The sequence below is a fragment of the Streptomyces radicis genome (assembly GCF_003626575.1).
Taxonomy (GTDB): domain Bacteria; phylum Actinomycetota; class Actinomycetes; order Streptomycetales; family Streptomycetaceae; genus Streptomyces; species Streptomyces radicis.
In genome coordinates this window covers 98,435-119,685 of record NZ_RBDY01000017.1, presented here as the reverse complement: position 1 = coordinate 119,685, position 21,251 = coordinate 98,435, and the positions used below count along the sequence as shown (strand labels likewise).

The window sequence follows — 21,251 nt, the reverse complement described above, 5'->3', positions numbered from 1 at the left end:
CCTGCCCGTGATCGGACGTCAGACCGAGGATCTACTATGCCGGGTGACGGTTCGATCACTGTCGGGAGGGGGCGTGATGCGGGCGAACGTCACGACGCGGACGGCCGGAGAGCCCGGGCGCGCGGTGCTGCCGCGGGCCGTGCCGGGGCCAGGGGGGCCGATCCCGCTGGGGCCGCTGCTGTGTGTGCAGGCGGCCGGTGGGCTGGTGGCGGCCGGGTGGGTCGCGGAGAGCTGGGCGCTCGGGGCGCTCGCGGTGGTGCCTTCGGCGCTGCTCGTGCTCGTGGTGGTGGCCTGGCGGCGGGGGGAGACGCTGCCGGGGTGGCTCGGCGCGGCGCTGGTGGACCGGCGGGCGAGGCGGGCGGCGGCCGAGGCGCTGCCGCGGGGCGCGGATCCGCTGTTCGCGCTGGCCGCCGAGTGCCGTCCTGGGCTGCGGAGTTACGCGGTGGCCGCGCGGGGTGGCCGGGACGGCAGGGAGCGGCGCGAGGTCGGGATGGCGGGGGACGGCGGGACGCTGACGGCGGTGCTGCGCGTCGAGGCCTCGATGGCCCCGCTGCAACCCGGGCGCGCGGTGCGCCCGTTGCCGCTCTCGCTGCTGTACGGGGCGCTCGAGACGGACGGGATCCGCCTGGAGTCGGTGCAGTCGGTGCAGTACACGCAGCCCGCGCCCGCGCCCGTGCTGCCGGACCGGTCGGTCGCGGGGACGAGTTACGCGTTGTTGCAGCGGGAGGGTGACGCGCCCGCGCTGCGGCTGACGTGGGTGGCGCTGCGGCTGGATCCTGAGCTGTGCCCCGAGGCGGTGGCGGAGCGCGGCGGAGGGCTCGAGGGCGCGCAGCGCTGTCTGACGCGCGCGGCCGATCAGCTGGCGAGCAGGCTGACGGGGGCGGGGTTCACGGCGACGGTGCTGAGCGAGGCCGAGCTGCTCTCCGCGGTGGCGGCGTGCACGAGCTCGAATCCCGCGGCGACGGCGCTGATAGGCCGGAGCGAGGGGCAGCGGCCGCGGCGGACGGCGGAGGGGCTGCGGGCCTGGCGGTGCGACGACCGGTGGCACACGACATTCCGGGTGGCGCGGTGGCCGGAGCTGGGTCCGGGGGCGACGCCGCTGCCCGGCCTGGTGGCGCTGCTGACGTCGCTGCCCGCGTTCGCCACGACGTTCGCGCTGACGCTGCGCGGCCAGGGGCGGGGCGACGCCGTGCTGAGTGGTCATGTGCGGGTCACGGGGCGCGGCGAGGGCGAGTTGCGTGAGGCGAGCCGTCAGCTGGCGCGGGCGGCGCGGGCCGCCCGGGTGGGGCTGACGCGGATGGACCGGCGGCAGCTGTCGGGGCTGCGGGCGACGCTGCCCCTGGGGGGTGGGCGCTGATGGGCGGCGCGGGGCACGTGCTGTCGGCCGAGGAGCTCGACGCGCTCGCGCTGCCGGTCGGGGACGACGGGATCATCGTCGGGGTGGACAGCAGGTCGCGGCCCGCGGTGCTGGGGATCCACCACCCGGTGCCGTACGACGTGGTGCTGATCGGCGGGGTGTGGGCGGCGCAGGTGCTGGCGCTGCGGGCGGTGGCGACCGGGGCGCGGGTCGTGGTGGAGACGGGCCGCCCGCAGCTGTGGACGCGGCTTGCGCAGGCGGCGAACGGCGGCCTCGAGTGCATGACGCTGCACGAGGTGGGCCGGGTGCCGCCGCTGGGGGCGACGCTCGGCAGCCCGGTGCTCGTGGTGCGGGACTGCGGGATCAAGCCGCCGCGGGGGCGGGTCGCCTCGGCGCCGTGGCAGCCGGTGCTGACGCTGCTGCCGTATCTGAGCCAGGTGTCGCACCGGCTGGTGGAGCGGGCGGCCCTGGTGGGGGTGCAGCGGGTGTCGCCCGACGAGGCGCGGGTGGTCGGGCGGCTGCTCGCGCTGCCCGAGGTGCAGGCGGAGGCGCTGCCGACCTTCGCCGAGAACGCCACGCTGTGGTGCACCAGGACGGCCAGGCTGCTGGTGCGGATGGTGCCGACCGACAGCGAAACGGGACTTCTGGGCAACCCCAGCCGCCTCGATGTGGGTCATGGGTAGGGGAGGGGCCGCGACGGGGTCCCTGTCCGGGGCACCGTGCGGAGCAGTGACAATGGGAGGATGACCTTGAGCGCCGTCTGTCTCGCCGATCCGCATACGCGCTATCCGGCGGAGCCGCCGCCCGAAGGGCCGAGGGACATCGTGGTCCTGGGGTCGACGGGGTCGATCGGGACGCAGGCCATCGACGTGGTGCTGCGGAATCCCGGGCTGTTCCGGGTCACGGGGCTCTCCGCCGCGGGCGGGCGGATCGACCTGCTGGCCGGGCAGGCGCACCGGCTCCAGGTGCGGACGGTGGCGATCGCCAGGGAGGACCTGGCGGTCGAGCTGCGGGAGGCGCTGCGGGCGCAGTACGGCGTGGGGCAGCCGATCCCGGAGATCCTGGCGGGCCCCGACGCGGCGACGCGGCTGGCGGCGGGCCCGTGCCACACCGTGCTGAACGGGATCACCGGCTCGATCGGGCTGGCGCCGACGCTTGCGGCGTTGGAGGCGGGCCACATCCTCGCCCTGGCGAACAAGGAGTCGCTCATCGTGGGCGGCCCGCTGGTGACGTCGCTGGCGAAGCCGGGCCAGATCATCCCCGTGGACTCCGAGCACTCGGCGCTCTTCCAGGCGCTCATGGGCGGCACCCGTCCCGAGGTGGCGCGGCTCGTGGTCACGGCGAGCGGCGGCCCGTTCCGCGGCAGGTCGCGGGGGGAGCTGGCCGGGGTGACGCCAGGGGAGGCGCTGGCGCACCCCACGTGGGACATGGGCCCGGTGATCTCGATCAACTCCGCGACGCTGGTCAACAAGGGCCTTGAGGTGATCGAGGCCCATCTGCTCTACGGGATCCCGTTCGAGCGGATCGAGGTCGTGGTCCACCCCCAGTCGTATGTGCACTCGATGGTGGAGTTCGTGGACGGGTCGACGCTGGCGCAGGCGAGCCCGCCGGACATGCGGATGCCGATCGCGCTCGCCCTCGGCTGGCCCGAGCGGGTGCCGGGGGCCGCGGCGCCGTGCGACTGGACGCGGGCGCACACGTGGGAGTTCCTGCCGCTGGACACCGATGCCTTCCCCTCGGTGCCGCTCGCCAGGAAGGTGGGTAGCCTCGGCGGTACCGCGCCCGCGGTGTTCAACGCGGCGAACGAGGAGTGTGTCGACGCCTTCCTCGCCGGGCTGCTGCCGTTCACCGGGATCGTGGACACCGTCGCCCAGGTCGTCGAGGAGCAGGGCGACTCCTGTTCCGGAACCTCCTTGACCCTGTCGGACGTCCTCGAAGCGGAGACCAGGGCGCGGCGGCGTGCCCGCGAGCTCGCCGGGACGGCCGGCGGGACCACGACGGAGGCAGTGACCGCATGACGGCGTTGATGTTCATCCTCGGCATACTCGTCTTCGTCTTCGGGCTGCTGTTCTCCATCGCGTGGCACGAGCTGGGGCACTTCTCGACCGCGCGCATGTTCGGGGTCAGGGTGCCGCAGTTCATGGTCGGCTTCGGGCCGACGATCTGGTCGCGGAAGAAGAAGGAGACGGAGTTCGGGATCAAGGCGATCCCGCTGGGCGGCTACATCCGCATGATCGGGATGTTCCCGCCGGGCGACGACGGAGCGATCAGGCAGCGTTCCACGTCGCCGTTCCGGGGGATGATCGAGGACGCCAGGGCCGCCGCGTTCGAGGAGCTCCAGCCGGGCGACGAGAAGCGGCTGTTCTACACGCGCAAGCCGTGGAAGCGCGTGATCGTGATGTTCGCGGGCCCCGGGATGAACCTGATCCTGGCCGTGACGATCTTCCTCGGCGTGCTGATGGGCTTCGGGATCAACACCCAGACGACCGCCGTGGGCACGGTCTCCGAGTGCGTCATCGACCAGAGCGAGGAGCCGAGGGACTGCCGGGACACCGACCAGCCCGCGCCCGCCGCGGCGGCCGGGCTGCGCGCCGGGGACATCATCGTGGCGTTCAACGGCGAGCGTATGGACGAGTGGGGGACGCTCCAGGAGCGCATCAGGGAGACCACGGGCGCGGCCACCATCACCGTCGAGCGCGACGGGCGTGAGGTGGACCTCCAGGCCGACCTCATCGAGAACCAGGTGGCCAGGACCGACGGCGACGGCGGCTATGTCGAGGGCGAGTTCGTGACCGCCGGGTTCCTCGGCTTCTCGCCCGCCGGCGGCATCGTCAGGCAGGACTTCCCGCAGGCCGTCGAGCGCATGGGCGACATCATGACCACGGGCGTGCAGGCGCTGGTGGACATCCCCTCCGAGATCCCCGGGCTGTGGAACGCCGTCCTGGGGAACGGCGAGCGGGAGCCCGACTCCCCGATGGGCGTGGTCGGCGCGGCCCGCGTGGGCGGCGAGATCTTCACCCTGGACATCCCGGCGAGCCAGCAGGTGGCGACCGCGCTGTTCCTGGTCGCGGGGTTCAACCTGTCGCTCTTCCTCTTCAACATGCTGCCGCTGCTGCCGCTGGACGGCGGCCACATCGCGGGCGCGGTGTGGGAGTCGCTGCGCCGCGGCTGGGCCAGGGTCACCAAGCGGCCCGACCCCGGCCCCTTCGACGTCGCGAAGCTGATGCCGGTCGCGTACGTGGTGGCGGGCGTGTTCATCTGCTTCACCCTGTTGGTGCTCGCGGCCGATATTGTCAACCCGGTGCGGTTGACCGGGTGAGGTGCCGTAGGCTCGAAGTCCTGGAGCCCGCCCGTCCTTACCGTGGGGTTGCACGAATCACATGACAGCCATCTCGCTGGGAATGCCGTCCGTCCCGACCAAGCTGGCCACGCGCCGCGCCAGCCGCCAGATCCAGGTCGGATCCGTCGCCGTAGGCGGTGAAGCGCCGGTCTCCGTGCAGTCGATGACGACGACACGCACCTCGGACATCGGTGCGACGTTGCAGCAGATCGCGGAGCTGACCGCGTCGGGCTGCCAGATCGTCAGGGTCGCCGTGCCCACGCAGGACGACGCGGACGCGCTGCCCGTGATCGCCCGCAAGTCGGGCATCCCGGTCATCGCCGACATCCACTTCCAGCCCAAGTACGTGTTCGCGGCGATCGACGCCGGCTGCGCCGCGGTCCGGGTCAACCCCGGGAACATCAAGCAGTTCGACGACAAGGTCGCCGAGATCGCCAAGGCCGCGTCGGAGACGCGCACCCCCATCCGCATCGGGGTCAACGCCGGCTCCCTCGACAAGCGCCTGCTCGCCAAGTACGGCAAGGCCACGCCAGAGGCGCTCGTGGAGTCCGCGCTGTGGGAGTGTTCCCTCTTCGAGGAGCACGACTTCCGCGACATCAAGATCTCCGTGAAGCACAACGACCCGGTGATCATGGTCAACGCGTACCGGCTGCTCGCCGAGCGCTGCGACTACCCCCTCCACCTCGGCGTCACCGAGGCGGGCCCGGCGTTCCAGGGCACGATCAAGTCGGCGGTGGCGTTCGGCGCCCTGCTGAGCGAGGGCATCGGCGACACCATCCGCGTCTCCCTCTCCGCCCCGCCGGTGGAGGAGGTCAAGGTCGGCTCGCAGATCCTGGAGTCACTCGGCCTGCGCGAGCGCGGCCTCGAGATCGTCTCCTGCCCGTCGTGCGGCCGCGCCCAGGTCGACGTCTACAAGCTGGCCGAGGAGGTCACCGCGGGCCTGACCGGCATGGAGGTCCCGCTGCGCGTGGCCGTCATGGGCTGTGTGGTCAACGGCCCTGGCGAGGCCAGGGAGGCCGACCTCGGCGTCGCGTCGGGGAACGGCAAGGGCCAGATCTTCGTCAAGGGCCAGGTCATCAAGACCGTGCCCGAGTCCAAGATCGTGGAGACGCTGATCGACGAGGCCATGAAGATCGCCGAGTCGATGGAGAAGGAAGGCGTCGCCTCGGGCGACCCCACGGTCACGGTCGCCTGACCCCGCCCGTCCCCGTTCCCGACCCTTCGAAGGCCCTGTCCGTGCTGACCACACCCACCACTCGGGTCCTGGGCTCCCCCGAGCTCGACGACGTCCTCGCCGTGCTCCACCAAGACCCGGTGGCCAACGCCTTCGTCACCGCCCGGGTGCTCGACTCCGGGCTCGAAGCCCCGTATCTCGGGGGCGAGATGTGGGGCTACTACCGCCAGGGCAAGCTCACCTCGCTCTGCTACGCGGGGGCGAACCTCGTGCCCATCCGGGCCGGCGCGGGCGCCGTGCGCGCGTTCGCCGAACGCGCGCTGCGCGAGGGCCGCCGCTGCTCCTCGATCGTCGGCCCCGCCGGGCCCACCGCGCGCCTGTGGGCCCGGCTCGAGCCGCACTGGGGCCCCGCGCGTCAACTGCGCCCGCGCCAGCCCCTGCTGGCCACCGACACGGTGCCCCGGGACATCGCCCCCGACCCGCTGGTGCGGCGCCTCGGCAAGGCGGAGATGGACCTGGTCTTCCCGGCCGCCGTGGCGATGTTCACCGAGGAGGTGGGCATCTCGCCGCTCGACGCGCACGACGGCGGCCTGGCCTACCAGTCACGGGTCGCCGAGAGCCTCGGCACCGGCCGCTGCTTCGCCCGGGTCGAGGACGGGCGGGTGGTGTTCAAGGCGGAGATCGGCGCGGTCACCCCTGACATCTGCCAGCTCCAGGGCGTCTGGACGGCCCCCGACCGGCGCGGCCGGGGCCTGGCGACGGCCGGGCTCGCCACCGTGCTCGCACACGCCCTGGCCGAGACCGCGCCCGTGGCGAGCCTCTACGTCAACGACTTCAACGCCCCCGCACTCGCCGTCTACCGCCGCCTCGGCTTCACGCGCGCGGGAACGCTGATGAGCGTGCTGTTCTGACCCGTCCCCGTTCCCGTCCCCGTTCTCGTCACCGCCGGTCCCCGTCCCCGCCGATCCCCTCCCCAGACCATTCGCGGTACCGGGCGCGACTTCGTCGGCGCGGCGCGTTAGCCTCCCCGCATGACAGCATCCGCCGGTGGGGCCCTCCCCGACGCCCGGGACATCGCCATCGGTCCGCTCGATCTCGCGGCCCGGGTGGACGAGGCGCTGGCCGTGCAGGCGGCGGCGTTCGGGCTCAGCGCCGAGGAGGTCGGGGTGCGCCGCCACATCGTGCTCCGCCACCTGGCCAGCCCCGGCGCCCGCGCCCTGGGCGCCACGGTCGGCCGGGGCCGACTCGTCGGCTTCGTCTACGGCATGCCCAACGACCGCGCGCAGTGGTGGTCCACCGTGGTCGAGCCGTATCTGCGGCGGACGGGCAACGACGCGTGGCTCGACGACTCGTTCGCCATCACCGAGCTGCACGTGCTGCCGGAGTTCCAGCACCGCGGGATAGGCCGTCGGTTGATCACGACCCTCACCGACGGGGCCACCGAGCCGCGTTCGATCCTCTCGGCCATCGACACCGAAAGCCCGGCCCGCGCGCTCTACCACAAGCTGGGCTACCAGGATCTCGCCCGCCGGGTCCTGTTCCCCTCGGCGCCCTGCCCCTACGCCGTGATGGGCGCCCCCCTGCCGCTGCGCCGCTGACCGGCCGGGCTCACAGCCAGGTGGCGAACTCCAGGAGCATCTCCGCGTCGGCCGCCCGGCCCTGGTCGAGGTTGCGCAGCGCCGACTCCACCGCGCGGAAGTGGGACCAGGCGCGCAGCCGGTCGGGGTCGAGGTCCACCGACTCGGCCAGGCGCGTCACCCTGCGGCGGGTGATCGCGGCGGCGCCGGGGGAGGCCACCAGGTCGTGCAGGCGGTCGCGGACCAGCCTGGCCAGGTCGTAGGCCCGCTCGCCGACCAGCGGCTCGGGCCCGACGGCGAGCCAGGGGGAGCGTTCCGCGTCCGAGGCCAGCACGATGCCCTGGCGGAAGTCGCCGTGCAGCAGCAGCCGTTCGCCCGGCGCGGCCGTCAGCTCCCCGTGGTGCCGCAGGGCCTCGTCGACCAGGGGTCCCGTCTCGTCGTCGGCGGCGGCGCGCAGCAGCGCGGCCTGGGCCGCGGTCCGCTCCCCCACGGTCGGGAACGGGTGGTGCTCCCCCGGGTCCACCCACAGCCGCCGGACCGCGGAGACGGCCTCGAGCATGGCCTTGGCGTCGGGGAGCGAGCGCAACGAGGTCTCGCCACGCAGCCGTTCGAGGAGCAGCGCCCCCGACTCGGGCGCCGACCGCAGCACCCGGACGGCGCCCAGGCCGTTCCAGCGGCGCAACGCGGCCTCCTCGATGGCGGCCGAGCCGTCGGGCGGGGATATCTTCAACGCCGCGCGCCCGCCGTCGGCGGCGGTGACCAGCACGGTCATGCTGCTGCGGCCGCCCGGCTCCACGACCCGCTCGGCCGTCAGCCCCCAGCGCGCGCAGACGTCGTCGACGAGCGCGGGCAGCTCGGCCAGCCACCCGCCCGCGGCCGCCTCCTGGGCGCGGACCAGCCGCGGCGGGGGCTTGGGATGGTGCACGGGGGCCGCCATGTCAGCCGGTCCCCTCCCGCTCCGCGTACTCGGTGAGCCCCGGGAACGGCTCGCCGTGGCCGCGCCAGCGGGCGGCGCGCACCGCCGCGTCGCGCAGCGCGTCGGCGGCGTCGCGGCGGACGTCGCCCGCACCGGCCAGCACGAGGTCCGCGTAGGCGCCCGCCAGCCGGGTCTCGAGCTCGACGGCCAGCTCCACGGCGCTTGCGCTGTCGGTCACCTCGAACGGCAGGGCGTATCCGGCGGCCGCGGCGACCGGCGAGCCGCCGAGGTCGCGAACGGTGCGGTGCAGGGCGTCGCGGCGGGCCAGGTGCGCGTCGTGCGCCTCACGGGCCTCGCGCCCCCGGTCGTCGCCGATGCGGCCGCCGACCACGCCGTAGCCGTAGACGGCGGCGTGCTCGGCGGCGAGCGCGGCCTGCGCGGCGTCCAGCTGGGACGGTGTCTCGCTCATGGGCGTACCTCGTTCAGGAGGTGGGCCTGGACCTCGCCCGCGGCGGCCAGGGAGGCGAGCAGCCGGGCGAGCTCGGGTGGGGCGTCGGCCAGCGCGGCCAGCCGCTCATCGGCGGCGCGGCGCTCGGCCTCGACGAGCGCGGCGATCGCGCGGTCCTGCCTGGCGGGCACCTCGGGGGCCGCGCCCGCGACGCCGGTCGTGGCCTCGCCCGGCTCGTCGAGCGCGGTGACATGGGCGGTGACGACCTCGCGGAACGGCGTCAGCGCGCCGGCGAGCGAAGGGTGCGCCGAGACGGTGGCGTCGTAACGCGCCAGGAGAGCGGTGCTGTCCCTCGCCACGCGGCGGCGCAGCCCTCTGCTGCTCGCGGCGGCGGCCCGACCGGCCGCCTCGTCGCCGCCCGAGGTGCATCCGGTCAGGGCGCCGACCAGGACGATGCCGGTCAGCAGGGAACGTCGGGACACGGTAGAGGGCACGGCAGGAGACATGGTTCCCCGCACTTCCCCTTCTCGCGGTGGGCCGTGGGCGTGTGCGGCGGACTCCGCGCCCCGGGCCCTGAGCCGCGCGGGCGGTCGGAAGAGATCACCGCCCCGTGAGCGTACCTGTGCGCTCCGCCCATCCCGGCGCCACCCCGCCCCCGGCGCGCCAGCCCCGCCCTTCCGGTCGGTCGGCGTACCGTGCCACAGGCGATAGGCTGTTGGCCGGACGCGCCGACACGCGCGAAAGGCATCGGGACAACAGCAGACGCGGCCGAGGAGTCACCCGGATGAGCACCACCCAGATCGACAGGCTGCGGGAGCTGCTTGAGCCGCTGGCCGCCAAGCGTGGGATGAACCTCGAGGACGTGAAGATCACGCCGGCCGGGCGGCGGCGCGTTCTCCAGATCGTGGTGGACACCGACGAGGGCGTGGGCCTCGACGCCTGCGCCGAGCTGAGCCGTGCCGCGTCCGAGGCGCTGGACGAGGGCGACCTCATGGGCGGCGCCCCCTATGTGCTCGAGGTGACCTCGCCAGGCGCTGAGCGCCCGCTGACGGAGCCCCGGCACTACCTGCGTTCGGTGGGGCGGCTGGTGCGGCTGCGGCTCACCGGGGGCGGCGAGCTGGCCGCGCGGCTGGTCGCCGTGGACGACACCGGGCTTGATCTCGAGATCCCAGGGGAGAAAGGCCGCAAGGGCACGGCTCGCCGGGTCGACCTCGCCGACGTCGCGTCGGCGCGCGTCGAGGTCGAGTTCAGCCGCAGGCCAGCCGGCGACGAGAGCACCAAGGAGGCGTAGCCGTGGACATCGACATGAAGGCCCTTCAGGCGCTCGTACGGGAGAAGGAGATCTCCTTCGACGTGCTGGTGGAGGCCATCGAGTCGGCCCTGCTCATCGCGTACCACCGCACCGAGGGCAGCAGGCGCCAGGCGCGGGTCGTGCTCGACCGCACCACCGGGCATGTGACGGTGTGGGCCCGCGAGGACGCCGAAGAGCTGGCCGAGCTGCGCGCCCCGGCCGAGGGCGCCGAGCCGAACGGCTCGGGTGAGGACTCGGAGCCGGTGAAGCCCCGGGAGTTCGACGACACCCCGCGGGGCTTCGGGCGGATCGCCGCCACCACGGCGAAGCAGGTCATCCTCCAGCGGCTGCGGGACGCCGAGGAGGACATCACGTTCGGCGAGTACGCCGGGCGCGAGGGCGACGTGGTCGCCGGGATCGTGCAGCAGGGCCGGGACCCCAAGAGCGTGCTGGTGGACATCGGCAGGCTCGAGGCCATCCTGCCGCCGCAGGAACAGGTGCCGGGCGAGAGCTATCCGCACGGCGCACGCCTGCGCTCGTACGTGGTGCGGGTGGTGAAGGGGGCGCGCGGCCCCTCGGTCACGTTGTCACGCACACATCCCAATCTGGTCAAGAAGCTGTTCGAGCTCGAGGTCCCTGAGATCGCGGACGGGTCCGTGGAGATCGCGGCGATCGCCCGCGAGGCCGGGCACAGGACCAAGATCGCGGTGCGCTCGCTGCGCCCCGGGCTCAACGCGAAGGGCGCCTGCATCGGGCCCATGGGCGGCCGGGTGCGCAGCGTGATGGCCGAGCTGCACGGCGAGAAGATCGACATCGTCGACTGGTCGGACGACCCGGCCGAGCTGGTGGCCAACGCGCTGTCCCCCGCCCGGGTCACCAAGGTGGACGTGGTCGACCAGATGGCCAGGTCGGCGCGGGTGACCGTGCCCGACTACCAGCTCTCGCTCGCCATCGGCAAGGAGGGGCAGAACGCCCGCCTCGCCGCCCGGCTCACCGGCTGGCGCATCGACATCAGGCCGGACACGGAGCCGAGCGAGCAGCCCACCGGATGAGGCCGGGGCGGGGTGTGGCGCGATGGCGCGGGAATGCCGTCGGCGCGCGTGGCGTTGGGGAACTGTGGCGTGAGCCCGCCCTCGGGGCCGGGCACGCGGGGAGGTAGAATCGTAAGTGTCTGGCCGGACACGGGCCCAGGCCTGCCCTGAGCGCACCTGTGTGGGGTGCCGCCAGCGCGCAGCCCGACCGGGGTTGCTGCGTGTGGTGGTGATCGAGGATCGCTGTGTCCCCGATCATCGGGGTACGCTGCCCGGTCGGGGTGCGTATCTGCATCCCACACCGGCCTGCCTGGAGCTGGCGGTACGGCGTCGGGCGTTTCCCCGGGCCCTGCGGGTCCAGGGGCCGCTTGACACCGGAGAGCTGCGACAGGTGGTCGGCCAGACAGACCGTAAGACGTAAGAAGTGCCGCGCGGACGGTCCGCGCGGCCAGGTACCTCGCGAGTCGGAAGTAGGTCGAGATTGCGATGAGCACTCGATGAGTACGCGATGAGTACGCCCGTGAAGTAGCGAAGGTCCGGCGGACGACCGACCCCGGACCGTAAAGGAGCGAAGTGGCTAAGGTCCGGGTATACGAGCTCGCCAAGGAGCTTGGGGTAGAGAGCAAGGTCGTCATGGCCAAGCTCCAAGAACTTGGTGAATTCGTCCGTTCGGCGTCCTCGACGATCGAGGCGCCCGTAGTACGCAAGCTGACGGATGCGTTCAGCACGGGGAACGGCAGTGGTGGCCGCAGGTCGGCCAGGCCGGGCGCCCCCTCTCCGCGCCCCCCGGCGCCCAAGCCGGGCGCCGTGACCGCCAAGCCGGGCGCGCCGCGCCCCGGTGGCGCCGCCCCGAAGCCGGGCGCGCCACGTCCCACCCCCAAGCCCGGTGCCAGGCCGGGTCCCGCCGCTCCCGCGGCTCCCGAGTTCAGCGCGCCCGCCGACGCCGCCGAGGCGCCGGCTCCGCAGCGCCAGGCCGCCCCGCGGTCCGGTGGCGGCGGGGGCCAGCAGGCGCCGCGCCCCGGCGCGCGCCCCGCGGGGCCCAAGCCGGGCGGTGGCGGCGCGCCGAAGCCCGCGCCCGCCAAGCCGAACGCCCCCAAGCCCGGTGGCAGGCCCGCGGGCCCGCGCCCGGGCAACAACCCCTTCACGACCAGCGGTTCGACCGGCATGGCGCGCCCGCAGCAGGCGCCGCGCCCCGGTCCTGGGCCGCGCCCCGGCGGCCAGGAGCGTCCCGGGCCCCGGCCCGGTGGCGGTCAGGACCGCCCCGGTCCCCGTCCGCAGGCCCCGGGTGGCGGTCGCGCCACTCCGGGGAACATGCCGCGTCCGCAGGGTGGCCCCGCGGGTCCGCGCCCCGGTCCCGGCGGTAACCGCCCGAACCCCGGCATGATGCCGCAGCGTCCGCCGGCCGGCGGGCGTCCCGGCGGCGGCCCCGGTGGCGGTGGCCGTCCCGGCGGGGGCGGCGGCGGTCCGCGTCCCGGCGGCGGTGGCGGCGGCTTCAGCGGCCGCGGTGGCCCGCGTCCCGGTGGGGGCGGCGGTGGCGGCTTCGGCGGCGGCGGCCGTCCCGGCACCGGTACGCGTCCCGGCGGCGGTGGCGGCTTCGGCGGCGCCGGTCGCCCTGGTGGCTTCGGCGGCGGCCCCGGTGGCGGTGGCCGTCCCGGCGGTCCCGGTGGCCGCGGTGGCACGCAGGGCGCGTTCGGGCGTCCCGGCGGTCCCGCGCGGCGTGGGCGGAAGTCGAAGCGGCAGCGGCGCCAGGAGTACGAGGCCATGCAGGCCCCGTCGATCGGCGGCGTGATGCTGCCGCGCGGCAAGGGCGAGACCATCAGGCTCTCCCGCGGCGCGTCCCTGACCGACTTCGCCGAGAAGATCAACGCCAACCCGGCCTCGCTCGTCCAGGTGATGTTCAACCTGGGCGAGATGGTCACGGCGACGCAGTCGGTCTCCGACGAGACGCTCCAGCTCCTGGGCGACGAGATGAACTACACGGTTCAGATCGTCAGCCCCGAGGAGGAGGACCGCGAGCTGCTCGAGTCGTTCGACATCGAGTTCGGCGAGGACGAGGGCGGCGAGGAGGCCCTGGCCTCGCGGCCGCCGGTCGTCACCGTCATGGGCCATGTCGACCACGGCAAGACGCGCCTGCTCGACGCGATCCGCAAGACCAACGTCATCGAGGGCGAGGCCGGCGGCATCACCCAGCACATCGGCGCCTACCAGGTGTCGATCGACGTCAACGGCGAGGACCGCGCGATCACCTTCATCGACACCCCGGGTCACCAGGCGTTCACCGCCATGCGGGCCCGCGGTGCGAAGTCGACCGACATCGCGATCCTCGTGGTGGCGGCCAACGACGGCGTGATGCCGCAGACGGTCGAGGCGCTCAACCACGCCAAGGCCGCCGACGTGCCGATCGTCGTCGCCGTCAACAAGATCGACGTCGAGGGCGCCGACCCGACCAAGGTGCGCGGCCAGCTCACCGAGTACGGTCTTGTGGCCGAGGAGTACGGCGGCGACACGATGTTCGTCGACATCTCCGCGCGCCAGGGCACCAACATCGAGGGGCTGCTCGAGGCCGTCATCCTGACCGCGGACGCCTCGCTCGACCTGCGGGCCAACCCCCGCCAGGACGCCCAGGGCATCGCGATCGAGGCGCATCTCGACCGCGGCCGCGGCGCCGTGGCCACCGTGCTGGTGCAGCGCGGCACGCTGCGGGTCGGCGACACGATGGTGGTGGGCGACGCCCACGGCCGCGTGCGGGCGATGCTGGACGACGCCGGCCGGAACCTCACGGAGGCCGGGCCTTCGACGCCCGTCCTGGTGCAGGGTCTGACCAACGTGCCGGGTGCCGGGGACAACTTCCTGGTGGTCGGCGAGGACCGCACCGCGCGGCAGATCGCCGAGAAGCGCGCCGCCCGCGAGCGGAACGCCGCGTTCGCCAAGCGGACCCGCAGGGTCTCGCTCGAGGACCTGGACAAGGTGCTCAAGGCGGGCGAGGTGCAGCAGCTCAACCTCATCCTCAAGGGCGACGCGTCCGGTTCGGTCGAGGCCCTGGAGTCCTCGCTGCTCCAGCTCGACGTCGGCGACGGCGTCGACCTGCGGGTCCTGCACCGCGGCGTCGGCGCGGTCACCGAGACCGACATCGACCTCGCGGCGGGCTCCGACGCCATCGTCATCGGCTTCAACGTGCGCGCCGAGGGGCGTGCCACGCAGGCGGCCGAGCGCGAGGGCGTGGACGTCCGGTACTACTCGGTCATCTACCAGGCGATCGAGGAGATCGAGGCGGCCCTGAAGGGCCTGCTGAAGCCGGAGTACGAGGAGGTCGAGCTCGGCACCGCGGAGATCCGCGAGGTCTTCCGCTCCTCCAAGCTCGGGAACATCGCGGGTGTGCTCATCCGCTCCGGCGAGGTCAGGCGGAACACGAAGGCCCGCGTGCTGCGCGACGGCAAGGTCGTGGCGGACAACCTCACGATCGAGGGGCTGCGCCGCTTCAAGGACGACGTGACCGAGATCCGCGAAGGGTTCGAGGGCGGTATCAACCTCGGGAACTTCAACGACATCAAGGTCGACGACGTCATCGCGACCTTCGAGATGCGGGAGAAGCCCCGCGTGTGACACAGCCGGCCGGGGCCGGTCGGCCGGGGGAAACCCCGTCGATCGGCCCCGGCCGCTCCCGTTACGATCACCCGCATGTATACCGGGACGTTGTCCTTCGACCTGCTGCTCGGGGATGTGCACTCGCTCAAGCAGAAGCGCTCCGTGGTGCGGCCGATCGTGGCGGAGCTGCAACGTAAATACGCCGTCAGCGTCGCCGAGGTGGGCGCGCAGGACCTGCATCGGCGCGCCGAGATCGGGCTGGCCCTGGTGTCGGGGGACGCCGGGCACCTGACCGAGATCCTGGACCGGTGTGAACGCTGGGTCGCCGCCCGCCCCGAGGTGGAGCTGCTGTCCGTGCGGCGCCGCGTCCACGGCGAGCACGACGAGTAGCGCGACGGCGCCGAGTACCGACACCACTCAGAACACCGCTCAGAACACCGCTCAGAACACCGCTCGAACAAGGAGACGGACCAGTGGCCGACAAGGCACGGGCCAAGAGGCTGGCGGACCTCATCCGCGAGGTGGTCGCCGAGAAGCTGCACCGGGACATCAAGGACCCCCGGCTCGGCACGCGGGTGACCATCACCGACACCCGGGTCACCGGGGACCTGCGGGAGGCGACCGTCTTCTACACGGTGTACGGCGACGAGTCCGACCGCGAGGATGTGGCCGCCGGGCTGCGCAGCGCCAAGGGCGTGCTGCGCTCGGCGGTGGGCGCGGCGGCGGGCGTGAAGCACACGCCGAGCCTGGAGTTCGTCCCCGACGCGCTCCCCGAGACCACGCGGAACCTGGACGACCTGTTCAGCCGGGCGCGGGAGCGGGACGAGGAGGTCAGGCGGGCCTCGACGGGCGCCGAGTACGCCGGTGGCGCGGACCCGTACCACGTCAAGGAGGACGACGCGGACGACGACGGCGGGGCCGCGGACGGCCGGGACAGGGACTGATCGACGGATGGGCGGCAGCACCGCTGACGGGCTCGTGGTCGTCGACAAGCCCGCCGGTTTCACCTCGCACGACGTGGTCGCCGTGATGCGCGGCATCGCGCGCACCCGCCGGGTGGGGCACGCGGGGACGCTCGACCCCATGGCCACCGGGGTGCTGCTGCTCGGCCTCGGCCGGGCCACCCGGCTGCTCGGGCATCTGGCGCTGACCGAGAAGGAGTACACCGGAACGATCCGGCTCGGCCAGACCACGGTGACCGACGACGCCGAGGGCGAGGTCACCGCGGGCGCGGGGGCCACGGGCGTCGAGCGGGCCGCGGTCGACGCGGCCGTGGCCGGGCTCACGGGCGACATCATGCAGGTGCCCGCCAAGGTCAGCGCAGTGAAGATCGACGGCAAGCGCTCCTACCGCAGGGTGCGGGCGGGCGAGGACGTGGAGATCCCCGCCCGGCCCGTCATCGTGCGGGAGTTCACGGTCGGCGACATCGCGGGGGCGACCGCGGAGGACGGCACGGCCGTGCTCGACCTGCCGGTGTCGGTCGTGTGCTCGTCCGGCACCTACATCAGGGCGCTGGCCCGCGACCTGGGCGCGGCCCTCGGCACCGGGGGCCATCTGACGGCGTTGCGCAGGACGCGGGTCGGCCCCTACGACCTGGGCGCGGCGCACACGCTCGAGCGGCTGCGGGAGGAGCTGACGGTGCTGCCGCTGGGCGAGGCCGCGGCGGCGGCGTTCCCCCGCTGGGACGTGGACGATCGGCAGGCGACCCTGCTGGGCAACGGCGCGCGGATCCCCACTCCCCCGCTGCCGCCAGGGCCCGTCGCGGTGTTCGGGCCCGAGGAGCGGTTCATCGCGCTGATCGAGGCGGCGGACGAACGGGCGCGCAGCCTGGCCGTCTTCGCCTGAGCGGCCGCGGGGTCGACCGCCCGCCTGCCGCGGGAGCCCCGGCGGGTACCGTTGATCGGCAGGTGGCGAGAGTGAGACGGCGAGGAGCGAACGGTGCAGCGCTGGCGTGACATGGCGGACATCCCCGAGGACTGGGGGCGCGGCGTCGTCACCATCGGTTCGTACGACGGCGTGCACCGGGGGCATCAGGTGATTATCGGGCGGGCGGTGGCGCGCGCCAGGGAGTCGGGGGTGCCCTCGGTCGTGGTCACCTTCGACCCGCACCCCAAGGAGGTCACCAGGCCGGGGACCCATCCGCCGCTGCTCGCGCCGCATCCGCGGCGGGCGGAGCTGTTCGAGGGGCTGGGGGTGGACGCGGTGCTCGTGCTGTCGTTCACCAAGGAGTTCTCGCAGCTGTCGCCCGCCGACTTCGTGGTGAAGGTGCTGGTGGAGAAGCTGCACGCGCGGGTGGTGGTGGAGGGGCCGACGTTCCGCTTCGGGAACAAGGCCGCGGGGACGGTCGGGACGCTGGCCGAGCTGGGCGGGACCTATGGCTTCGAGGTGGAGGTCGTCGACCTGTACGAGCGGGGCACGGCGGGCGAGGGCGAGGCGTTCTCCTCGTCGCTGGCGCGGCGGCTGATCGGCGAGGGCGACGTGGTGGGCGCCGCCGAGGTGCTGGGCCGCCCGCACCGGGTCGAGGGCACCGTGGTGCACGGGGCGCGCCGGGGGCGGGAGTTGGGGATCCCCACCGCGAACATCGACACGGTGCCGCACTCGGCGATCCCCGCGGACGGCGTGTACGCGGGCTGGCTGATCGCGGCGGGGGAACGGATGCCCGCGGCCGTCTCGGTCGGGACGAACCCGCACTTCAACGGGAAGGTGCGGACGGTCGAGGGGCACGCGCTCGACCGGAACGACCTGGATCTGTACGGGCAGTGGGCGGCGATCGAGTTCGGCTCGTTCGTCAGGGGCCAGGAGACGTTCGACTCGCTCGACGGGCTGCTCGCGCGGATCGCCGACGACCTGCGCGTGGTGCGCGAGCGGACGAACGAGGGCTGACACCCCCGCCGGTGCGGGCGGGGGTGCGGCCCTACTGCTGGGGCGGCGGCTGCCAGGGGCCGGGCTGCTGAGGGTAGCCGCCGTACGGCTGCTGGGGTGGGGGCTGCTGCGGATAGCCGTAGCTCGGCTGCTGCGGGGGCGGCGGCTGCTGGGGCTGCTGGGGGTAGCCATAGCCCTGCGGCGGCTGGCCGGGGTGGCCCTGCTGGCCCGGCAGCGGGGGTGCCATGTGCGGGGGCATGCCGCCGTCCTGCGTCCACAGGCCCTGCTCCTGCTGAACCCTGACGAAGTCCTCCGAGATCAGCGCGGCCAGGTCGAAGTACGCCTGCCGGGTCCGGGGCCGCATCAGGTCGAGGTCCAACTCGGCGCCCGCGGCGAGGTGTTCGTCGAAGGGGGCGACGACGACGCCGCGGCAGCGGGTCCTGAAGTGGGCCACGATGTCGTCGACCTTGACCATCTTGCCGGTCTCCCGCACCCCGGAGATCACGGTGACGCTGCGCCGGACGAGGTCGCCGTAGCCGTGCGCGGCCAGCCAGTCGAGCGTCGTGCTGGCGCTGCTCGCGCCGTCCACGGACGGGGTGGAGACGATGATCAGCTGGTGGGCCAGGTCGAGGACGCCGCGCATGGCGCTGTACAGCAGGCCGGTGCCGGAGTCGGTGAGGAGGATGGGGTACTGCTTGCCGAGCACGTCGATGACGCGGCGGTAGTCCTCGTCGTTGAACGTCGTGGAGATCGCCGGGTCCACGTCGTTGGCCAGGATCTCGAGACCCGATGGGGCCTGTGACGTGAACCTGCGGATGTCCATGTAGCTGTTGAGGTAGGGGATCGCGCCCACCAGGTCGCGGATGGTGGCGCCGGTCTCGCGGCGCACCCGGCGGCCGAGCGTGCCCGCGTCGGGGTTGGCGTCGATCGCGATGACCTTGTCCTGGCGCTCGCTGGCGAGCGTGGCGCCCAGGGCCGTGGTCGTGGTGGTCTTGCCGACGCCCCCCTTGAGGCTGATGACGGCGATGCGGTAGCACGAGAGCACCGGGGTGCGGATCAGCTCGAGCTTGCGCTGGCGCTCGGCGTCGGCGGACTTGCCGCCGATGCGGAAGCGGCCGCTCGGCCTGCTCGCGGGCTGGGAGCGCACTTTGTTGCGGCGCTTGTCCTGGAGCAGCCGGTCGGAGGAGAGGTCGACCGAGGCGCTGTAGCCGAGGGCGCCGGGCTGCATCTGGCTGCCGTACTGCTGTTGCTGTTGTTGCTGTTGCTGCTGGTCCTGCCAGCCGCCGGGCTGCTGTGGGGGCTGGGGCTGGGACGGGTGCTGCTGCTGCGGGGGCGTGTACGGCGCGGGGAGCGCCGCGCCCTGCTGCGGCTGGAACGGCTGCGGCAGCGCGGGGTTGGGCTGCGGCTGCGGCGGGGTGAACGGGCCGGGCGCGGGCTGCTGTTGCGCGGGGAACGGCGTCGGCTGCTGCGCCTGCGGAGCCTGCGGCTGGGGCGGGGGCTGCGGCTGGGGCGGGGGCTGCGGCTGGGGCTGCGGCGGGGTGAACGGCGTGCCCGCGGCGGGCGAGGGGAACGGCGCCGACGTCGGCGGGCCCGCGATCTGCGTGTGCTGCTGGGGCGAACGGGGCGGGGCCGCGGGCCACTGCACCGGCGAGGGCGCGGCGGGCGGCGGGGTCGCCGGGGGCTGGGCCGCCGGGGGCTCGTCCTTCGGCGGGAACGGCTGGGCCGCGCCCTGCGGGGTCACCACGGGCGGCGGTCCGACGACCGGGGGCGGTCCCACGACCGGGGGCGGTCCCACGACGGGGGGCGGTCCCACGACGGGGGGAGGGCCCACGACGGGCGGCGGGGCCGCGGCGGGCTCGGGGGTGTCCTGGCCCTGGGCGGCGGGCACCGGCTCGGCGGGCGGGACGGGCGACGCCGGGGGCGTGGGCGCCGAGGGCACCGGGGGCAGCGACAGGCCGAGCGGCGGGGCGGGCGGCCCCTTCACCTCGGGGGTCGCGGCGTCGCGCGGCGCGTCCTCGGGCGGCGCCTCGGGGACGCTGTCCTCCACCTCGATCTCGGGCTCGGAGGCGGGCCTGGCGAACTCGACCTTGACCTCGTGCGGAACCTCGCGCCGCACCGGCGCCGCGTCGGCGGGCTCGGCCGCGGGCGCCGAAGGGGCGGGCGGGAAGCCGGGGGGCGCGGCGGGCGGGGCGCTGGGCGCCGGTGGCTCGAGCCTGAAGTCGGGGGGCAGCGGGGGCAGTCCGCCCGGCAGGCCCGCGGCGGGCGGGGTCTGCGGCGGGGCGGCGGGCGACGGCGCGGCGGCGGGCGTGGCGTCCCGCACGGGCTCGGGGCCCTCGTCGCGCGCGGGCCCGGGCGCGCCCTGGGGCGCGGAAGGGGCCGGTGGCTCCGAGTGAGCCACCGCCTTGCGCACGGCCGCGGCCGAGATCTGCATCGTGTCGCCGCTCACCAGGTCGCCGGGCGCCGCGTCGGCGGGCTCTTCCCCCGGCCCGTCCGCGGCGTGGCCGCCGGGCGCGGGGGCGCCACCGGAATACCAGGCGGGCGGTGTGTAGTCGACGGTGAACTGCCCGGTGTTCTCCGACTCCTCCTCCGCGAGGAGTCCGTCATCGGAGCGTTCGTCACCGGCGGTCTCCCCCGCGGTGCGAAGCCCATCCCGATCGCTGTTCACGACGCCTCCCGCTCGTGGTATTGCTTCCTGATCCGCGTCTTTCGGCCCGCGCGGCGGATGACGGGCGGACTCCCCCGTGCGGTTCCCCCGATACGGCTCAGGTCATTGCTTACGGCAGTTGTGCCATGCCCACCCTCACCCTAATCGTCACCGCCGAACTCCCCTAGCCCTGCCCGCGCCCACCGTCCCCCAAGTCCCGATAAACCACGCCAAAATGGAACGCCGCGAGGGAGCGTGTACTCCACGGTATTCCGGTGGTCGGCGCCCGGCGGGGCGTGCCAGGGTCGGGCCATGGACGCACCCTGGATGCCCGACGAGCTGGCCCACGCCGGGCCCGAGCACCTCGACCCCGCCTTCGTCGCGGGCTTCGACCGGAAGCAGGGCTTCCCCGACGTCGCCGACGACATCGCCGAGCTGACCGCGCGCGGCCTCGGACCCGGCGCCACGGTGGTGGATCTGGGCGCGGGCACAGGGCGGTTCGCGCTGGCGGCGGCCGAGGCGTTCGCCCGGGTGGTGGCCGTGGACGTCTCCCCCGCGATGGTGGACGTGATCCGCGGGCGGGTGGCGCGGGCCGGGGTCCGCGGGGTCGAGGCGGTGCGGGCGGGCTTCCTGACGTACGCGCACGTGGGGCCGCCGCCCGACGCGGTGTTCACGCGCCACGCGCTGCACCAGCTGCCCGACTTCTGGAAGGCGGTCGCCCTGGAGCGGATCGCCGGGCTGCTGCGGCCCGGCGGGGTGCTGCGCCTGCGGGACCTGGTCTACGACTTCCCGCCCTCGCGCGCGGCCGAGGTCTTCGGGCGGTGGCTGGACGGGGCGTCGGACGACCCGGCGGCGGGCTACACGGCGGAGGACTACGCCGAGCACATCCGCACCGAGCACAGCACCTACCGCTGGCTCCTCGAACCGATGCTGGAGCGCGTGGGGTTCGAGATCGTGCGCGTCGACTACGCGGCCGAGGTCTTCGGCGCGTACACGTGCGTCAGGCGGTGAAGTGCGTCAGGCGGT

Annotated in this window: 20 protein-coding genes; 16 read left to right on the top strand and 4 right to left on the bottom strand. The window is 74.1% G+C overall.

From position 1 onward, the window contains the following. Positions 1 to 76 precede the first annotated feature (76 nt). The 7 genes from eccE (at position 77) to D7318_RS21075 (ending at position 7,469) form a co-directional block, all read left to right on the top strand. Positions 77 to 1,357, top strand: a complete 1,281-nt coding sequence (gene eccE, locus D7318_RS21105; RefSeq protein WP_120698691.1) for a type VII secretion protein EccE — start codon at positions 77 to 79, stop codon at positions 1,355 to 1,357. Then, positions 1,357 to 2,040, top strand: a complete 684-nt coding sequence (locus D7318_RS21100; RefSeq protein ID WP_120698690.1) for a hypothetical protein — start codon at positions 1,357 to 1,359, stop codon at positions 2,038 to 2,040. The genes eccE and D7318_RS21100 overlap by 1 nt, the downstream gene beginning before the upstream one ends. Positions 2,041 to 2,100: 60 nt before the next feature. Next, complete coding sequence (gene dxr, locus D7318_RS21095; protein ID WP_120698689.1) at positions 2,101 to 3,375, top strand: 1-deoxy-D-xylulose-5-phosphate reductoisomerase; 1,275 nt, start codon at positions 2,101 to 2,103, stop codon at positions 3,373 to 3,375. Next, positions 3,372 to 4,676 (top strand): M50 family metallopeptidase, encoded by a 1,305-nt coding sequence (locus tag D7318_RS21090; protein WP_120698688.1) that lies wholly within the window; start codon positions 3,372 to 3,374, stop codon positions 4,674 to 4,676. The genes dxr and D7318_RS21090 overlap by 4 nt, the downstream gene beginning before the upstream one ends. A gap of 61 nt (positions 4,677 to 4,737) precedes the next feature. Further along, positions 4,738 to 5,892 (top strand): flavodoxin-dependent (E)-4-hydroxy-3-methylbut-2-enyl-diphosphate synthase, encoded by a 1,155-nt coding sequence (ispG, locus tag D7318_RS21085; RefSeq protein ID WP_120698687.1) that lies wholly within the window; start codon positions 4,738 to 4,740, stop codon positions 5,890 to 5,892. A 41-nt stretch (positions 5,893 to 5,933) separates the two neighbouring features. Then, on the top strand, positions 5,934 to 6,782 hold the full coding sequence (locus tag D7318_RS21080; RefSeq protein ID WP_120698686.1) for a GNAT family N-acetyltransferase: 849 nt from the start codon (positions 5,934 to 5,936) through the stop codon (positions 6,780 to 6,782). 120 nt (positions 6,783 to 6,902) lie between these two features. Further along, positions 6,903 to 7,469 (top strand): GNAT family N-acetyltransferase, encoded by a 567-nt coding sequence (locus tag D7318_RS21075; RefSeq protein WP_120698685.1) that lies wholly within the window; start codon positions 6,903 to 6,905, stop codon positions 7,467 to 7,469. Between the two features lie 10 nt (positions 7,470 to 7,479). Here D7318_RS21075 and D7318_RS21070 read toward each other — a convergent pair whose 3' ends face one another. The 3 genes from D7318_RS21070 to D7318_RS21060 are packed head-to-tail and all read right to left on the bottom strand — an operon-like array spanning position 7,480 to position 9,294. Continuing rightward, a complete protein-coding gene (locus D7318_RS21070) occupies positions 7,480 to 8,385 on the bottom strand; it encodes an aminoglycoside phosphotransferase family protein (protein ID WP_120698684.1) in 906 nt (301 codons plus the stop codon). Position 8,386: 1 nt separating this feature from the next. Next, positions 8,387 to 8,833 (bottom strand): ferritin-like domain-containing protein, encoded by a 447-nt coding sequence (locus tag D7318_RS21065; protein ID WP_120698683.1) that lies wholly within the window; start codon positions 8,831 to 8,833, stop codon positions 8,387 to 8,389. Further along, positions 8,830 to 9,294, bottom strand: coding sequence for a hypothetical protein (locus tag D7318_RS21060; protein ID WP_230423942.1), 465 nt, complete (start codon positions 9,292 to 9,294; stop codon positions 8,830 to 8,832). The genes D7318_RS21065 and D7318_RS21060 overlap by 4 nt, the downstream gene beginning before the upstream one ends. A 302-nt stretch (positions 9,295 to 9,596) precedes the next feature. Between D7318_RS21060 and rimP the strand changes: the two genes are divergently transcribed. The 8 genes from rimP (at position 9,597) to D7318_RS21020 (ending at position 17,602) form a co-directional block, all read left to right on the top strand. Next, positions 9,597 to 10,103 carry a ribosome maturation factor RimP gene (rimP, locus tag D7318_RS21055; protein ID WP_120698681.1) on the top strand — a complete coding sequence of 169 codons (507 nt, stop codon included), beginning with the start codon at positions 9,597 to 9,599 and terminating at the stop codon, positions 10,101 to 10,103. Positions 10,104 to 10,105: 2 nt separating this feature from the next. After that, the gene (gene nusA, locus D7318_RS21050) at positions 10,106 to 11,155 is read left to right on the top strand and encodes a transcription termination factor NusA (protein WP_120698680.1); all 1,050 of its coding nucleotides are present in this window, start codon (positions 10,106 to 10,108) and stop codon (positions 11,153 to 11,155) included. Positions 11,156 to 11,270: 115 nt separating this feature from the next. Further along, entirely contained in the window at positions 11,271 to 11,555 is a 285-nt protein-coding gene (locus D7318_RS21045) for a YlxR family protein (protein WP_120698679.1), read from the top strand. Positions 11,556 to 11,707: 152 nt separating this feature from the next. Then, a complete protein-coding gene (gene infB, locus D7318_RS21040) occupies positions 11,708 to 14,737 on the top strand; it encodes a translation initiation factor IF-2 (protein ID WP_120698678.1) in 3,030 nt (1,009 codons plus the stop codon). Between the two features lie 75 nt (positions 14,738 to 14,812). Then, a complete protein-coding gene (locus D7318_RS21035) occupies positions 14,813 to 15,109 on the top strand; it encodes a DUF503 domain-containing protein (RefSeq protein WP_120698677.1) in 297 nt (98 codons plus the stop codon). An 83-nt stretch (positions 15,110 to 15,192) separates the two neighbouring features. Beyond that, a complete protein-coding gene (rbfA, locus tag D7318_RS21030) occupies positions 15,193 to 15,663 on the top strand; it encodes a 30S ribosome-binding factor RbfA (RefSeq protein ID WP_120698676.1) in 471 nt (156 codons plus the stop codon). 7 nt (positions 15,664 to 15,670) lie between these two features. After that, entirely contained in the window at positions 15,671 to 16,564 is an 894-nt protein-coding gene (truB, locus tag D7318_RS21025) for a tRNA pseudouridine(55) synthase TruB (RefSeq protein ID WP_120698675.1), read from the top strand. 93 nt (positions 16,565 to 16,657) lie between these two features. Continuing rightward, positions 16,658 to 17,602: a bifunctional riboflavin kinase/FAD synthetase gene (locus D7318_RS21020; protein WP_120698674.1), complete on the top strand. Its 945-nt coding sequence runs from the start codon at positions 16,658 to 16,660 to the stop codon at positions 17,600 to 17,602. 31 nt (positions 17,603 to 17,633) lie between these two features. On the opposite strand, the gene D7318_RS34095 is transcribed toward D7318_RS21020, so the two are convergent. After that, positions 17,634 to 20,246, bottom strand: a complete 2,613-nt coding sequence (locus D7318_RS34095; protein ID WP_120698673.1) for an SCO5717 family growth-regulating ATPase — start codon at positions 20,244 to 20,246, stop codon at positions 17,634 to 17,636. A gap of 291 nt (positions 20,247 to 20,537) precedes the next feature. On the opposite strand from D7318_RS34095, the gene D7318_RS21010 reads away from it, so the two are divergent. Continuing rightward, on the top strand, positions 20,538 to 21,236 hold the full coding sequence (locus tag D7318_RS21010) for a class I SAM-dependent methyltransferase (RefSeq protein ID WP_120698672.1): 699 nt from the start codon (positions 20,538 to 20,540) through the stop codon (positions 21,234 to 21,236). Positions 21,237 to 21,251 lie beyond the last annotated feature (15 nt).